13 protein-coding genes are annotated in these 13917 nt (G+C 44.6%); 2 read left to right on the forward strand and 11 right to left on the reverse strand.

Annotated elements, in window-relative coordinates; all coding sequences use genetic code 11:
• Nucleotides 1-106 precede the first annotated feature (106 nt).
• From CGRAC_RS06870 to CGRAC_RS06915, 11 genes are all read right to left on the reverse strand, one after another.
• Complete coding sequence (locus tag CGRAC_RS06870; RefSeq protein WP_040303154.1) at nucleotides 107-838, reverse strand: CRISPR-associated endoribonuclease Cas6; 732 nt, start codon at nucleotides 836-838, stop codon at nucleotides 107-109.
• Between the two features lie 72 nt (nucleotides 839-910).
• The gene (glyS, locus tag CGRAC_RS06875) at nucleotides 911-2938 is read right to left on the reverse strand and encodes a glycine--tRNA ligase subunit beta (protein WP_005869154.1); all 2028 of its coding nucleotides are present in this window, start codon (nucleotides 2936-2938) and stop codon (nucleotides 911-913) included.
• On the reverse strand, nucleotides 2922-3056 hold the full coding sequence (locus CGRAC_RS12755) for a hypothetical protein (protein ID WP_005869155.1): 135 nt from the start codon (nucleotides 3054-3056) through the stop codon (nucleotides 2922-2924). The genes glyS and CGRAC_RS12755 overlap by 17 nt, the downstream gene beginning before the upstream one ends.
• Nucleotides 3053-4414 (reverse strand): endonuclease/exonuclease/phosphatase family protein, encoded by a 1362-nt coding sequence (locus CGRAC_RS06880; RefSeq protein WP_005869156.1) that lies wholly within the window; start codon nucleotides 4412-4414, stop codon nucleotides 3053-3055. The genes CGRAC_RS12755 and CGRAC_RS06880 overlap by 4 nt, the downstream gene beginning before the upstream one ends.
• Complete coding sequence (locus CGRAC_RS06885; RefSeq protein ID WP_005869157.1) at nucleotides 4402-4890, reverse strand: tRNA (cytidine(34)-2'-O)-methyltransferase; 489 nt, start codon at nucleotides 4888-4890, stop codon at nucleotides 4402-4404. Before CGRAC_RS06885 ends, CGRAC_RS06880 begins: the two co-directional genes overlap by 13 nt.
• On the reverse strand, nucleotides 4883-5578 hold the full coding sequence (locus tag CGRAC_RS06890) for a hypothetical protein (RefSeq protein ID WP_005869158.1): 696 nt from the start codon (nucleotides 5576-5578) through the stop codon (nucleotides 4883-4885). The genes CGRAC_RS06885 and CGRAC_RS06890 overlap by 8 nt, the downstream gene beginning before the upstream one ends.
• Nucleotides 5579-5627: 49 nt before the next feature.
• Complete coding sequence (locus tag CGRAC_RS06895) at nucleotides 5628-6749, reverse strand: tRNA nucleotidyltransferase/poly(A) polymerase family protein (protein WP_040303159.1); 1122 nt, start codon at nucleotides 6747-6749, stop codon at nucleotides 5628-5630.
• Complete coding sequence (locus CGRAC_RS06900; protein WP_005869160.1) at nucleotides 6709-8058, reverse strand: CiaD-like domain-containing protein; 1350 nt, start codon at nucleotides 8056-8058, stop codon at nucleotides 6709-6711. The genes CGRAC_RS06895 and CGRAC_RS06900 overlap by 41 nt, the downstream gene beginning before the upstream one ends.
• The gene (locus CGRAC_RS06905; protein ID WP_005869161.1) at nucleotides 8051-8293 is read right to left on the reverse strand and encodes a hypothetical protein; all 243 of its coding nucleotides are present in this window, start codon (nucleotides 8291-8293) and stop codon (nucleotides 8051-8053) included. Before CGRAC_RS06905 ends, CGRAC_RS06900 begins: the two co-directional genes overlap by 8 nt.
• 9 nt (nucleotides 8294-8302) lie before the next feature.
• Nucleotides 8303-9373 carry a 3-isopropylmalate dehydrogenase gene (gene leuB / locus CGRAC_RS06910; protein WP_005869162.1) on the reverse strand — a complete coding sequence of 357 codons (1071 nt, stop codon included), beginning with the start codon at nucleotides 9371-9373 and terminating at the stop codon, nucleotides 8303-8305.
• Between the two features lie 9 nt (nucleotides 9374-9382).
• Nucleotides 9383-9865 carry a 3-isopropylmalate dehydratase small subunit gene (locus tag CGRAC_RS06915; RefSeq protein WP_005869163.1) on the reverse strand — a complete coding sequence of 161 codons (483 nt, stop codon included), beginning with the start codon at nucleotides 9863-9865 and terminating at the stop codon, nucleotides 9383-9385.
• A gap of 406 nt (nucleotides 9866-10271) precedes the next feature.
• Here CGRAC_RS06915 and rpoD point away from each other — a divergent pair, with 406 nt between their 5' ends.
• Both rpoD and CGRAC_RS06925 read left to right on the forward strand, forming a co-directional pair.
• Nucleotides 10272-12152 carry an RNA polymerase sigma factor RpoD gene (gene rpoD, locus CGRAC_RS06920; protein WP_005869167.1) on the forward strand — a complete coding sequence of 627 codons (1881 nt, stop codon included), beginning with the start codon at nucleotides 10272-10274 and terminating at the stop codon, nucleotides 12150-12152.
• Between the two features lie 634 nt (nucleotides 12153-12786).
• Entirely contained in the window at nucleotides 12787-13908 is a 1122-nt protein-coding gene (locus CGRAC_RS06925) for an AAA family ATPase (protein ID WP_005869171.1), read from the forward strand.
• Nucleotides 13909-13917: the final 9 nt, after the last annotated feature.

Raw genomic sequence — 13917 nt, forward strand, 5'->3', positions numbered from 1 at the left:
TTCTAAAATATAGGTGAATTATAACTAATTTTAATTATATTGTCAATAGTTATTGTGTTTTAATGAGATAATTTGCCTTTTTTGAATTTTTATTATACAATCGGTTTTAAAGCAAGCAATCATCCTTTTTAGGATTTGAAATTTGTGCTTTAATGCAGTCTTGCTTTACAACCTCCAAAACCCCTACTCCATAGTTCATGCACCCGCTTCCAGCGCCCGTGCCAAGGATCAAATTGATTAGTTCAGCCCTAGCTACAATTTTCCATCTTGCTTGCCACGTATATACCGGCTCGCGATTGTTGCCGTAATAGAATTTCGCAGATTCACCCGGCTTTTGCCACAATAAATTTAACTCCATTTCGCCATCATATTTTCGCCCCATAATCGTTTCAAATCGCTGTAAAATATTCGTCTTCATCATCTCTAAATGCCTGCTATCTTGCGGCTGCAAATAGACTTTATGCCCCAAAAGCCCGCTTACTGCGCACGCCACGTAGCCTTGCACAATAGCTTCGTTCTCGCAAATTTTATGATTTTTTGCTTCGACGGTAGTTTGCGTAAATAGAATTTCACCCAAGCTTAGCCCGTCTTTTAGCACTGCTAGCGCGATTTTACGTTCAAACTCCGGCTCGCATGAAGCAAATCGCACGCGCAAGTCCTCTCCTCGCAAGATAAAATCAAACACCGTGCGTTTAAAAATTTTACCGCTTGATTCATGCCTGTATCCTACATGCTCCGAAGCAGGCAGATAGCGATAAAGAAAACCCTGAATCAGCTGCGAGAGAGATTTTGTAATTTTTAGATTTTTAGTTGGTAATTTTGCGTTGATGATTAGCATTTGCGCTCCTTTGCGCGGTAAAATTTTACCCAAGGTTCGCGTAAACCTTGGGCGAATGAGCTCTAAGCGGAATTAAAATCCTATCTCTTTGATATCGGCAAATTGCAAAAACGCGCGATAAATTTGCCCGATATTTGCGATACGATTTGTGCGTATCTTGACATCCTGGACGTTTATCATTACGTTATCGAAAAAATCATCAATCACGCCTTTAAGCCCAAATAGTGAGCGCAGATACCCACTCACATCGTTTTCGTTGAGCTTAATCGCCCTGAACGCCGCATTTAGCGCACGCTCAGCGCCGTGTTCGAATAGGTTTTCGTCCACCGCGCCTATTTTTTCGTCCTTGATGATATTAGCTAGGCGCTTAAAGGTTGCAAAATTTTCCCCGAAATCCGCTGCTGCTGCGATCTCGCCCAGCGCCTTTATGGCCTTGCTTAGTAGTAATAGATCGTTTTCGCCGCTTGCGATGCACGCCTTGATCACGGACGGATTTATCTCGTCAAAAATTCCATATAACCTATCTTTTATAAAATCCAGCAGCTTAGAAATGTCAAATTTCTTATAATTTGGCGCCAGCTTTTGCGCCAGCGCATTCGCATCAAAGCTCAATCCTTGATTTAGTAAAATTTTAATTAGCCCCGTAGCTGCGCGGCGAAGCGCATACGGATCTTTATTGCCGCTTGGAACTTTATTGATGCTAAAAAGCCCCAGGAGCGTTTCAAATTTCATCGCTATAGCGATTACGCTACTAAATACACCGCTTGGCAGCTCGCTATCCTCGCCGCTAGGCAGATATTGCTCGCGTATCGCGCGGCATACATGATCTGCCAGTCCAGCGTGTGCGGCATAGTAGCTGCCCATAATGCCTTGAAGCTCGCTAAATTCACCCACCATCGTGCTGCTAAGGTCTGCTTTACTAAACATTACAGCATTTTCCACATCCTGCGCAAAATCCTTTTTGCCGATCTCCGCCTCAATCTGCGTAGCATAATCCGCGCTCAGTGCCCTTGCTACTGCTAGCTCGCGCACTTGCTTATCATAAACTGAGCCAAGAGCTTGCATATAGGATATTTGCTTAAGTTTTTCAGGGCTAAATTCCGCTTGCAAATCGCTTTTCCAAAAAAACATAGCATCGCTTAGGCGCGCGCGTAAAACTTTTTCATTACCGCGTACTACAAGCTCGTCATCATCGGTGATCGCATTACTAACGACAACGAAATGATTGCTTAAGTTTTTACCCTCGAAAACGGGAAAATAGCGCTGATTCTCCTTCATCGAAGTGATAATGACCTCTTTTGGCACGCTTAAAAAATCTCGCTCAAAGCTGCCTAGCAGCGCAGTCGGGTACTCGGTGATCGCCGTTACTTCATCTAGCAACGCAGGATCGACCTCGATCTTAAAGCCATGCTTTTTCTCGAGCTTTGCAAACTCGCTTAGAATTTTATCTTTTCTTTTTTGCTCGCTTAAAATTACGCCGTTACGCTCCAGCAGTGCGAAATAATCCACGGCGTCTTTAAATTTAATCGCTTCGTAGCCAAATTTCCGGTGCGGAAAAAATGCAGCTGCGCTTCGCACGCCATAAATTTCAAAATCTACGTTTTGACCGCCCAAAACGCAGGCTATGCTTCTTATCGGACGGATAAACTCAAACTCGCCGCTACCCCAGCGCATCGCGCGTCCAAAATTTAGCGATCGTAAAAACTCCTCTATCATTTCGCCTAGAATTTCACGACTATCGCGCCCCTTTTGCACCTCAGCGTGGTAAAGCACCTCTTTGCCGCCCACCTGCCGAAATTCCAGCTCGCTTTCGCTTATGCCGTATTTTTTAGCGAAACTTAGCGCTGCAGGGCTCCACGCGCCGTCTTTGAGCGCGACGGACTTAGGTGCACCCGTACTTACGATCTGTGCATCATCGCCGCGTTGCGGAAAATCCTCGTGAAATAGCACAAATCTACGCGGGCTAAATTCAAAGCGAAAGTCGCTATTTATGCGGTTAGCCTCAAGCACTGCGCGCCATTTTGGCGCGATATTCGCACGCTCTTTTAAAAACGGGATCGCAGGCAGCTCCTCGACCCCAATCTCAATGAGTAGTTCCATCTTTATCCTTTTTTCGTTGATTTCGTTTTTCGTTTTTCTCCATCATTTCGCGGTTAAATCCTACGATCATAAATATCATAAAAAGCACGAAAAATGCGGTTATAACGGCGTGTATCATTCTACTATAAATTCCTTTTGCCCTTTATAAATCGTAAAATAGGCGTTTTCAAATTCTAAATTTTTGCCGTTTTGCACAGGGGCGCTTTTGCGAAAAATTCTAAACTCGCCCGCGCCTTTTAGATCAATTATGCCGTCTTTAACGTCGCCTTTGATCGTGCTTATCACATCTCCTGCGCGCAGCTGCCGCACCGATGCGCTAGGCAAAACGTATGGCGCGATATAGCCTACGTTGCCGCTTCTAGATACGATCTCAAAATCGTCTATCTCAAAGCTTTGCTTATAAAATTTCGTCTTTTTTACTAGCAGATCGAGTTTATCGCCTAACTGCAGCCCGCCGCCGCCATAGACAAAAACTCCGCTTCCATCTTGGGAGATCGCAAAGCCGTGGCGGTTTGCAAAGCTCACGACTGCGCCTTTTATCAGCACAGGCTCGCTTATAATGCGCCCGTAAAGCTCCTCTATCGTGACGGTCTTTGCGGAGCTAGCGGTATTTTTAGCTAAAAATTCTTGCTTTTTCGGCGTAGATTTTAAAGCGCCCTCGTCCGTCAGAATGAAGCTAATCGGGAAATGATCGGAAGCGGTAGAGGATTTAGCAACCACGAAACTGTCCTTTTTATATCCAGGCTCGTTACTAAAAAAATCGTCGCTAAGCAAGATATGATCTAGCACTGCGCCGCTTTCATGAGATTCACAAGAGCCAAAATGCTTTAACTGCGAGCAGGGATGTAGCGCCCATAAATCACTAAATCCGTCGCGCTCGATAAGCTCGTTTAGCAAGGAATTTCGCCCGAAATTCGTATTAAAATCTCCCGCTACGATAGCGCGTTGGTGCCCTTGCAAAACCTCGCGTAAAAAGGCGAAATTGCGCTTGCGCTCGCTTAGCGGATTGCGTGCAGAGAGCATATGTACGACATAAAAGCTAAAATCAGTGCCACCAAGCGCAAAATCAGCGCGCAAAATATCTCTAGTTTTAAGCTCTGTCGGGCGGTAAGTTTTTTGAAATTTTATCGGTATGCGCGACATCACTGCCACGCCCGCAGGTGCAGTCTGCGCGCGCGAAAAAGCGTAGAATTTATAGCCCGCCTTCTGCGCAAGCGCTTTTAGCACCGCTTCGTTTTCGATCTCTTGCAGCCCCAAAATATCGGCATTAAGCGCGCTTATCTCGTCCGCTATCTCTTGCAGCTTGCGCTCGTATTTTTGCTCGCTCCAGCCTCCGCGCCCGATCTCAAAATCCGCGTACTCCGTGCCGTCGTTTACGCCGTCGAATAAATTTTGCACGTTAAACGATGCGATTTTCAGCTCCGCTGCACTCGCGCCGCAGAAAAACATCGCAAAAAGTAGCGCTAAAACTCGCAAACCGCGCTCCTAAAGTCAAATTTATCGATGTTTTGGCGGATCGCTTCGTAGGTTACGATGCCCACGCTGGTGGCTAAATTTAAACTGCGCCCCGCCCCGCTCATCGGGATCGTGATGCAGTTTTCACGGTTTGTGCGCATGATCTCAAGCGGCAGCCCATGGCCTTCAGAGCCGAAAATCAAAAAATCGCCCGGCTGAAATTTCGCCTCGTAGTAGAGCTTGTTCGTCTTTGTCGTCGCAAAAAAGAAGCGCTGCTTAAATTTCCCGTTCGCCGCCATAAACTCGTCCCAACTCTCCCAAATTTTAAGATCCAAGCTCGCCCAATAATCAAGCCCCGCACGGCGTAGATGCTTATCGTCGATGACAAATCCGAGCGGCTTGATCAGATGCAAAGGGCACCCCGCATTGACGCACATGCGCCCGATGGAGCCGGTGTTTGTGTGGATCTGCGGATATACTAACACGATATTAAACATCAAAAATCACCGATTTTGCACGAGCGAAATTCTGTGATTTAAAATTCCGCGAGGCAAAGTTTTGAGATTTAGAATTTTGCAAAGCTAAATTACGCGGCTTGGAATTTTGCGCGGTAAAGCCTTGCAAATTTGAATGGGCAAAATTCCACAATTTGAAATTCTGCGAAGTACAATTTAGGTTCATGATTTTGCGATGCTGCAAGGCATCAGATATCTCCTTGCAGCGATACGGCTCGCTAAATTTTGCTTTAATGCGTTTAATATGATGCAGGCTGTGAGATTTTGTGCCAAGATGTCCTAATCCGCAAAATTTCATCTCGCTGTAATGCGAGCCGTGAAATTCCGCATAGTTACCGCACGTTTCGTATAATTTCTCGCCGCAGTGATGCGATCTGCGAAATTCGCGCGATCCATAAAGCTTCGCCTCGTGGGTTTTCTCGGTGTGGCGGCACGACGGATAAAATTTTAATAGGTAAAATTCCGCGTCATGAAATCCTACCGAACTAAGCTTTGCGCTATGAAATTTTACGCCGCAAAAATTTAAATTTCGCTCGTCGCAAAAGATAAAATTTCGTGCAGCAAAAATCACGAGATTTCGCCTGCGATCAAAGCAAAAAGCGCGCTTTTGCAAAGACGCAGCATTCTTGCAAAACGCGTAAATTTCGTCGCGACGATAGAATTTTTTCATAAAACTAGCTCCTAAATAAAACGGCAATTTTACAAAAATCTCTCTAAATTTACGCTTTTAAAGCCGCTACAAATGCCCTAATCTCCGCTTCTTGCAGCCTCTCAATCTCCTTGCCGATCGCAGCGCCGCGCAGATTGCGAGCGACATCCGTAGCGCAAACCAAGCTTTTAAATTTCTTATCCCAAATCCCAAGCCGCTTTGCCGCTTGCACCCTACCTTTACAATATAGCCCGAGCCACTGCTTAAGCGGCATTTTTAGAGCGATTTTGCATAGCCGCTCGTCGCTTACCCGCTTAAAAAACGGCTCGCTAAGTAGCCTTTTATAAAGAGAATTTAGCCCTAAATTCTTTAAAATTTTATCTTTATCTAATCCTAAAAAATTCAAAAACGCATATAAAAAAAACATTTCATTTCTCACGAAAGATTCGCCGTGCTCTATGAATTTTATCAGTCGCTCGTGCGTACGCGTATCAATCCGCAATCCAAAAACCCGCTCATAAAGCCCCAGCTCTTGCATTAGCATCATCCCGTATCGGTGCGCAGGTGCACGGAAAAATTTAATCAGCTCTGCTTTAACGCGCTCGCAACTAAGATCGCTAACGTCGATACTACGCATGAGCTCTAAGGTGTGATGCTCGGTGCGAAGCTCAAATCTTGCGGCAAACTGTACCGCGCGATACACGCGCAAGCTATCCTCCACGAAAGTGCGTGGATCAACCACTCGCAAAATACGCGCGTGCAGATCCGCAAGCCCGCCGTAAAAATCGAGAACTTTACCGCTTATAGCGTTTATCATCATCGCATTGATTGTAAAATCGCGTCGCCTGCTAGCCTCACGTTCGTCCGTAGCCAAAGCGACACTGAAGCCCTTGTGTCCGATGCCTGTCTTACTCTCGGTGCGCGGCAGCGAGATGTCAAAGCTTTTATATTTATAAACGAAGTAGCTTTTGCCAACGCCCTGCGCGCCGAAGTCCTGCATAATTTGCTCGAAGCGGTGCGGACCCACATCGTAAAGCTCCACATCCACATCAGCACTCGCCCGTCCCAAAAAATGATCGCGCACGCAGCCGCCTACCAGATATATGCGTGAGCTAAATTTTTTAAGATAATCTAAAAGCGCGATAAAATCGTCATTTTGATAGATTTTCAAGTCGGTTTTCGATACTTGCAAGCAAAAATTCCATAAATTTTAAATTTAGCTCCACGCGCGCGTTCAAATCACCCTTCTCAAAAGCGTTCAGCCCCTCAAAAAGCACTAAAATTCGCTCTTTTATCGCGCTCAAAAACTCCGCTTCGCTTGAAATTTTGAAATCTGCATTTGCGAGATATTTTGATTTGTCACCCACTTGTCTCGCGGCCCCGAGATGTCGTGCTTCCTCGGGCTGGCGCACGGCGGAATTTTTAGCACCATAAGAGGCAAAACTTCCCGCTTGCATATCCTGCGCGGTGGAATTACGAAGCTGCGGCGTGGCGAGCTCATCACCTCGCACCCCAGGCATCGTAAAATTCTGTGACTGCGAAACGAAATTTTGCTGGCGCGTGGCAGCATTTCGGATCTCTAGTGCGACGGAATTTTGAGCTTGAAGCGACGCTAAATCCTGCTTTTTAGAATGCGCTGTGCTGAAATAATCGTCAGCCTCGCTTTCTTTAAAATCAGAGCCAGGCCCAAAATCGTCATTGCTTAGCTCCTTAAAATGCGCGCCTAAAATACGAGGCGTCAAATCTTGCTCGCTTTGGGAGTCGTCATCCGTAGAATTTAGCGCTAATTCAAAATCTTTACTTTCGGCAGAGCTTTGCGCCATGCTTGCGTCCCTGCTTTGCGGCGAAATAAACCCATTCATATCGCTGCCTAGACTATCGTAAATTTCACCTGCGATGCCTGATAAATCACGAAAGCTTTCGTCAAATTTCGCGGCAGAGCTTTTTAAAATTTCATCGCTTGCAAAGGCGGTATTTACGGAATCTTTGCCACTTGCAGAAGTGAAATTTATAAAATTTTCTCCATTTAAAGAGACGGAGGCCACGGAATTTTCTCTGCTTGTAAGATCAGAATCTTTAGAATTCTCCTCGCTGGAAAAAGTAAAATTTTCATCTTTTACGACAGATTTTTTTAAAGTAGCATCCGCCGCAAACTCCGCGCCGCTAGGCGCAGAGCTATTACTCGCCATGAAATTTGAACGATCTAGGGTGGAATTTAAAGCGTCCGATGAAACAAAACGCGAAGTGGAATTTTTAGTATCTAAGGAAGTGAAATTTTGTGCATTTGATGAAGCGATATCCGGCGCAGATGCGGAATTTAAAGCATCAGGTGCAATGGGATCTGGCGCAAAAGAGGCGGGGCTTAAAGCATCCTGCGATCCTGCTTCGGTGCTACTTGCATTTGTAGCCCTCTCTTGCTGCGCCGTCAAATTTTGCGCGCGCTTTTGCGCTTTCATCTCATTTACTGCTTCGATGATATCTTCTAGTTCATTTTCATACATCAATTAGCCACCTCTTAAATTCCGCTTGTTTGCGCGCATCGACGCTTAAAAAGCGCTCCAACATCGCCATATTGACGCCCGAGCTTACCCGGTGATTTAAATTTAGCCGCGCAAAAAGCACCGCCGCATCGCCATCTTGCGGATTATCGCGTAAAATACCGCGGCAAATCCGCATCGCGCCGTAGATATCGCCTTTTTTCTCAAGCTCCATAGCATATGCTAGTGCGCCATTCAAAGCTGGCTCCTAAGCCTTAGCCGCGTAATCTGCGATGATCGAGCCGATCTCTGTAGTCGAGCAAATTTCTTTGGCGTCGTACTGCGCGATGTCCTTGGTGCGGTATCCGTCGCGAAGCACGCCGCGTACGGCAAGCTCGATCGCTTCTGCCGCTTCATTCTCGCCGAATGCGTATTTCAGCATCATCGCAGCGCTTAAGATCGTAGCGATCGGGTTTGCAATCCCCTGCCCCGCGATGTCGGGCGCGCTGCCGTGGATCGGCTCGTAGATGCCTACCTTGCCGCCGATACTTGCACTCGGAAGTAGTCCGATCGAGCCGCAGATCATGCTCGCCTCATCGCTTAAAATATCGCCGAATAAATTTTCCGTTAAAATCACATCAAACTGCGCGGGCGCCCGCACAAGCTGCATAGCGGCGTTATCTACGTACATAAACTCCAAATTTATCCCCTCGTAATTTTTGGCTAGCTCGCTTACGACCTCGCGCCACAGCTGACTTGTTTCAAGCACGTTGGCTTTATCCACGAGCGTTATCTTTTTGTTTCGCAAAAGCGCAGCCTCAAAGGCAACTTTTGCGACGCGCTCAATCTCGGCGGCGTTGTAACACATCGTATTTAGCGCGTCCTTTTCGTTTTTAACGCGCGGCTGCCCGAAATAAATCCCGCCCGTAAGCTCGCGCACCACCATTATATCGACGCCCTTGATGATCTCAGGCTTTAGCGTCGAAGCGTTTATTAGCTCATCAAAAATCATCGCAGGGCGCAGGTTTGCAAACGCTCCAAGCTCTTTGCGAATTTTAAGCAGTCCGCTTTCGGGGCGCAGTTCGCGCGGCAGACCATCCCATTTCGCGCCGCCGATCGCGCCGAAAAGCACCGCGTCGCTTGACTTAGCGGCATTTAGCGTTTCATCTGGAAGCGGAACGCCCATAATGTCGATCGCCGCGCCGCCCATTAAACGGTAGTCAAAATTTAGCTCGAAATTAAATTTATGGCTTACGGCATCGAGCACTTTTATCGCTTCTTCGATGATCTCAGGGCCGATTCCGTCGCCTTTTATCACGCATACGTCGTATTTTTTCATCCAAATTCCTTACAAGTTTATCTTTGTTTTTGCGTAATTTATCGCTCCGCCCGCGTCGAGGAGCTTTTGCATAAACTCCGGTATCGCGGCGAATTTATACTCAGTTTTTTGAGTTAAATTTTTAATTACGCCGCCCTTTAGATCGATGCTAAGCTCGTCGCCCTGCGCGATCTTATCCGTCTCGTCGCATTCGAGGATCAAAAAGCCCGTGTTGAAGCTGTTTCGATAAAAAATCCTAGCGAAGTTTTTTGCGATCACGCATGAAATCCCGGCGGCCTTAAGCGCCATCGGAGCGTGCTCGCGCGAGCTGCCGCAGCCGAAATTTTTTCCCGCTACGATGATGTCGCCGCGAGCGATTTTGGACGAAAAATCCCTATCCGCATCCTCCATGATATGCGTCGCAAGCACCGCCGCGTCGGAGGTATTTAGGTAGCGCGCCGCGATAATAATGTCGGTGTCGATATCATCGCCGAATTTCCATACTTTTGCCATATTTCCGCCTTAAATTTTAAAATAGATGCGCGATTTTACCGACAAATTTATTAAAATCCGCTCAATCGCTCCGATGTGGGGGCGGAATTCCTCGCTTGAAATTTAGGGCTAAATTTAAACGCGAGAGCGCAGAGATAGGAAGTTTGGAGGCGCTAAATTTTAAAGCGGCGGCGTAAAGGAGGCAGAATTTCGGCGTACTAATTTTCGTCTTACAAGCACGAAATTTTAGCGGGCAATCTTAAATTTAGCTAAAAATATAACCTAAATTTTAAAATTTAGCCTAATTTCTAGAATTTGAAAAATCATTAAATTTAGATAGTTTGCGCCGTATATAAGCAAAAATAAAGAGCGTTTCGGTATAATCTGATCTTCCAAAACCAAATACACAATGACACAAGGAGATTTTATGGCGAGCCCAAAAGACGCCTTAAGCCCCATCGAGCAATTTTTCGACGAAAATCAGAAAAGCTACATCACCTACGAAAGACTGATAAAATTTTTCGACAAGGCTCCCACCGCGACGGCCGTTAAGAAAGTCGAAGCGCTTACGAAAAAATTCGACGTCGAGCTGATCTCCGCCGCAGAAATCTCCAAAATCAAAAATTTAGAGGATGCGAAACTCAAAGAAGCCACGCAAAAAAAGCTGCTGGACGAGGGCTGGGACGAGGAATTTGACCTATCCAGCGACGTCGAGCTTTTGGAGTGGAGCCGTTCGGACAGCCCGGTGCGGATGTATCTACGCGAAATGGGACAGATCCCACTGCTAACCAAAGAAGAAGAGATCGAGATCAGCAAAAAAATCGAGCTCGGCGAGGACATCATCATCGACGCGTTTTGCTCGGTGCCGTACTTAATAGACTTTATTTTAGACTATAAAGAGCCACTTATCAACCGCGAACGCCGCGTGAAGGAGCTTTTCAAGAGCTTTGACGACAGCGACGAAGAGGGTGAAGAGGAGGACGAAGAGGAGCTGCCGGAGGATGATTACGACGACGAGGAGGATGAGGAGAGCGCGGACGAGGCGAAGCAAAGGCGATCCAAAAAGAACGATAAGCGCGCTCTAAAGGTCATCGAAAGCTTCAAGGCTCTTGAAAAAGCCAAAAAGGACTGGATGAAATTTGCCGAGAAAAACGCCGAAGCGATTAAAGAGAGCAAGGGAATTTTATCGAAGCTAAACTTGGCGTTTAAAAAGAAAATTTTAAAAGAAAAGCTCATGGATCTGGGGCCTACGAGCAAGCTCATCACCGAGATCGTAAAATCGATGGAGACCGCGCTAAAAAGCGACGAGGGCTTTGAAAAAGAGCTCAAGCGCCTGGAATACAAGCTGCCGATGTTTAGCGCCGAACTGCGCGAAAATCACAAAAAAATCCTAAAAGAGATCACGAAACTCAGCAAAGACGACATTATCGCGCGCGTGCCGGAAGCCACGATGGTCTCGACCTACGTCGATATTAAAAAGCTCTTTTTGACCAAAGAGGCGAGCAAAAAAAGCTTCAACCTCGAGCCCGAGCGGCTGAAAGAAATTTTAGAGCAGATCAAGCGCGGCAAGCGCATTAGCGACAATGCAAAGGCGCGCATGGCGAAGTCCAACCTGCGCCTGGTCGTCTCCATCGCTAAGCGCTATACCAACCGCGGGCTGCCGTTTTTAGACCTCATCCAAGAGGGCAATATCGGACTTATGAAGGCAGTGGATAAATTTGAATACAAGCGCGGCTATAAATTTTCTACCTACGCGACGTGGTGGATCCGCCAGGCGATCAGCCGCGCCATCGCCGATCAAGCGCGCACGATCCGCATTCCGATCCATATGATCGAGACGATAAATCGAATTAATAAAATCACACGCAAATATATGCAAGAAGGCGGCAAGGAGCCCGATATCAACGTCATCGCGCAAGAGGTAGGCCTTAGCGTCGATAAAGTAAAGCAAGTCATCAAAATCACAAAGGAGCCGATCAGCCTAGAAGCGCCGATCGGAAACGAGGATGACGGTAAATTCGGCGATTTCGTCGAGGATAAAAGCTCAGTTTCGCCGATCGAGCAAATTTTAAAATCCGACCTAAAAGAGCAGATCGACGATATCTTAGAACAGCTCAACGACCGCGAGCGCACGGTAATCCGCATGCGATTCGGACTGCTTGACGACGAGAGCGACCGCACGCTCGAAGAGATCGGCAAGGAGCTCAACATCACCCGCGAGCGCGTCCGCCAGATCGAAAGCTCGGCGATCAAAAAGCTAAAACACCCAAAGATCGGCCGCAAACTAAAAACCTATATCGAAAGCTAGGATTAAAATTTATAAAATTCTAACCACTTTAGATAAGACGAAATTTTAGTAAATTGAAATTTTGGGTTTTGAAACTTCATATTTTAGTTGGCAGCATGGTATCTGGCGAAATAGATCTTCACAAAAGTAACGCCCTAAGCATAAATGAGACCTATAATAAATCCAAGTCCAGATAGAGATTTAACGGGCTCTGGTAAAATTAGCAAATTTAAACATGCTTAAATTTACTAATCCGACCTAGCGCAATACAGAATTCCAATAAGAATCCTTGCTTAACCCATCTGTATTTGTGAGTAGTTTTAAAACTTTAATAAAATATATATTCATTCGAAGAAAACCTTGCCCTCACAATTTAGAAAAATTTTCAAGCTTTAAAGAAACAAATTTATATAAACGCTCTGCCATTAAGCAAACATAGTAAGATATAGTTTTAAGCTTTAATAAAGTGAATCTATATGCTCCAATGTTATGGCAATTCAAATTTTCAAAACTAAAAAGCTGATCCCAAAACACAGAATATTTTAAGGTTATGGACAAAAATCGTAAAAAGTATAACAAAAATTATATAAATATAAGCGTAAAAAGCGGTTATATTATGTTATAATTCCATAAAAATTACACATAGGAATTAAAAATGATAGCTAGTTTTGAAGTTTGTGGATATGCATCCATATCCCAAAATATTAAGATAGACTTTACTGCAAAACAAAACCAAAGGTTAAAAAATACAAAATATGAAAGCAATTACTTTTCGGATACTAGAATCGCCAAAAGCGTGGTATTGTTTGGGAAGAATGCTACAGGTAAAACAAATATACTGAAAGCACTGGAGAGCATATTACGTATTATTGAAAAAGGGTTAAATATAGAAAAAGAATTGCAGTTTATCAGTTCCGATATAGGATATACTGAATATAGGATAGTTATTACTGATAGTAAAAAAGATAGTTATGCGTATGAGATTAAGTTTAATAAAGAGCAGATAATAAGCGAAAGTTTAACAAAAAATGAAGTTTTGATTTATCGATTTGCCGAAGACAAGCTAACATTCCCGATAGCTACCGAATATGAAAAGATACTATCCGTAGTTCCTCGAGACACCGTCTTAAATAAAATAAAAGATAATGGCATCAAAGAGCTGCGCAGTTTTCAGAGCATGGTAAATATATACGAATATAGTAAAAATATAAACGCTTTCGAAGTTATGGCTAGTCAGGTTAGAGTGATTTCTTTTAAATTATTTGAAAGAAATTTTTTTATGAAACATAAAGACACCGTCTTGAATATACTAGAGATTATAGATGATAGTATTACGGATTTTGACTTCATAGACATAAAGGATGATAGATTTTCTTTGATTTTAAAAAGAGATGAAAAAACTTTTGTATTTGAAAAAGAAAGTTCCGGCGTAAAGAAGATAATAGAGCTTATGATAGGGCTAGTATATGCAATAGACGACATTGGCATTACAGAAGAGTCGGTTATGCTAATAGACGAGCTAGATAGCTCTATTAGCACTATATCTCTAATTAGGCTATTAAATGGGGTAATTAACTCATCGTCAAATATTAAAGGACAATTTATATTAAGCTCTCACAACCCGCTTATATTTGATACCGATATGCTTGCTCCGGCGCAAATTTATATAGTAGGCAAAGAAAATACCGCTACAACCTTAAAATCATTAAGCGAATTTGAACTAAGAAACGATAAAAAGAAAGCATATATGGGCTATTTAAGAGGCGATTATGAATAAACAAAAGAT

Source organism: Campylobacter gracilis, from assembly GCF_001190745.1.
Lineage (GTDB): Bacteria > Campylobacterota > Campylobacteria > Campylobacterales > Campylobacteraceae > Campylobacter_B > Campylobacter_B gracilis.

What these genes read in the sequence shown, in the direction of transcription:
- CGRAC_RS06870 (WP_040303154.1), bottom strand. Translation starts at nt 838, where the DNA reads ATGCTAATCATCAACGCAAAATTACCAACTAAAAATCTAAAAATTACA.
- glyS (WP_005869154.1), bottom strand. Translation starts at nt 2,938, where the DNA reads ATGGAACTACTCATTGAGATTGGGGTCGAGGAGCTGCCTGCGATCCCG.
- CGRAC_RS12755 (WP_005869155.1), bottom strand. Translation starts at nt 3,056, where the DNA reads ATGATACACGCCGTTATAACCGCATTTTTCGTGCTTTTTATGATATTT.
- CGRAC_RS06885 (WP_005869157.1), bottom strand. Translation starts at nt 4,890, where the DNA reads ATGTTTAATATCGTGTTAGTATATCCGCAGATCCACACAAACACCGGC.
- CGRAC_RS06890 (WP_005869158.1), bottom strand. Translation starts at nt 5,578, where the DNA reads ATGAAAAAATTCTATCGTCGCGACGAAATTTACGCGTTTTGCAAGAAT.
- CGRAC_RS06900 (WP_005869160.1), bottom strand. Translation starts at nt 8,058, where the DNA reads ATGTATGAAAATGAACTAGAAGATATCATCGAAGCAGTAAATGAGATG.
- leuB (WP_005869162.1), bottom strand. Translation starts at nt 9,373, where the DNA reads ATGAAAAAATACGACGTATGCGTGATAAAAGGCGACGGAATCGGCCCT.
- CGRAC_RS06915 (WP_005869163.1), bottom strand. Translation starts at nt 9,865, where the DNA reads ATGGCAAAAGTATGGAAATTCGGCGATGATATCGACACCGACATTATT.
- rpoD (WP_005869167.1), top strand. Translation starts at nt 10,272, where the DNA reads ATGGCGAGCCCAAAAGACGCCTTAAGCCCCATCGAGCAATTTTTCGAC.
- CGRAC_RS06925 (WP_005869171.1), top strand. Translation starts at nt 12,787, where the DNA reads ATGATAGCTAGTTTTGAAGTTTGTGGATATGCATCCATATCCCAAAAT.